2 protein-coding genes are annotated in these 1,214 nt (G+C 74.3%); both read left to right on the forward strand.

Features of this window, described 5'->3' with window-relative positions; genetic code table 11:
* Positions 1 to 473, forward strand: a 473-nt coding sequence (locus FNQ90_RS23825; protein ID WP_182608237.1) for a hemerythrin domain-containing protein, incomplete at its 5' end; no start/stop codon positions are given.
* Positions 474 to 982: 509 nt separating this feature from the next.
* Positions 983 to 1,214 (forward strand): hypothetical protein (locus FNQ90_RS23830; protein ID WP_182608238.1); only part of this gene is annotated, 232 nt, incomplete at its 3' end.

Here is a 1,214-nt window from a genome sequence, read left to right on the forward strand (position 1 = left end):
GTGTGGTGGAGGCGGTGCGGGAGGCGGCGGACCGTCTCTCAACGGCTCGGGAGGGAGCCCGGGCCCCCGCCGCCGGCGGCGGGGGCGTCGACACCGCCGCGGACGCCGTCGCCGCGGTGCGGCGGGTGGACCGGTTGCTGGAGGATCGGCTGCTGCCCCACGAGTACGCCGAGGAGCACGAGTTGTACCCGGCCCTGGCCGGGGTGCTGGGGGGAGCCGAGGCGACCGCCACGATGAGTCGCGCGCACGCCGAGATCGAGCGGTTGGCACGTCGGGTGCGGACCCATCTGGATCTCCTCGGGCCGGAGGCCGGGGAGTTTCCCCCCGAGCAGGTGGTGGACCTGCGGGCGGTGTTGTACGGGCTGCACACCGTGCTGCGGATGCACTTCGCACAGGAGGAGGAGAGTTACTTCTCCATGATCCCCACCGACCCGGTACCCACCGACCCGGCCTCCCCGGGGCCGGGCCACTGAGCACGGGCGGGGCCATACGGTGCGGCGGGGCCGCCCCGCCCCGTGACACACCGTCGCGTACCCGGGACCCGGAGGTTACGGTGGGCGGCGGGTCGTCGTCCGGTCCATGGCCACCGGACCCGCCCCGACCATCGAGGAGTTCGCATGACGTCGTCCGATGTCCGGCCCACGTGGCGGGGGATGACGGCCGTGATGCGGGAGGTGATCCGAAGTCACCGGGGGCCCTTGTGGCCACTGCTGGTCGCGGTGGCGTTGACGGTGGTGGTGACCGGCCCCGTGCACCGGGCGCGGGTCGAGGCGGAGGCGCGCGCGACCTCCGAGGGCGCGCAGCGTTCGTTGACGGTGTGGGAGGGGCACGCGGCGGAAGGGGAAACCGAGCGCGACGGGGTTCGTGCGGACCTGCTCACCGGGGCACGGCTGGCGGAGATCGCCGAGCTTCCCGGTGTGCGGACGGTGGTGGCCCGGGGGAGCGGTATCGGGGAGGCGTACCCCGTGCCGAGGGCGGGCCGGTGGGTTACGTCGCGCCCGAGTTGGCCGCGGGCTTCCACCTCGCCGAGCGGGGATCGGATGAGCAGGGTTTCGAGAGCGCGCGGGTGGAGGCCACCGGCGTGGACGAGGTGCGACGGCTTCGGGGGGAGCTGTCGGAGGCCGGGTTCCGGGTGGAGCCGACCGAGCGGGAACTGCGGGAGCTCTCCCCACCGATGGAGGTGGCGGTGGTGTGGGGGCGGGTGGCGCCTGTCT

The organism is Streptomyces alkaliphilus, from assembly GCF_014141535.1.
GTDB classification, from domain to species: Bacteria; Actinomycetota; Actinomycetes; order Streptomycetales; family Streptomycetaceae; genus Streptomyces; species Streptomyces alkaliphilus.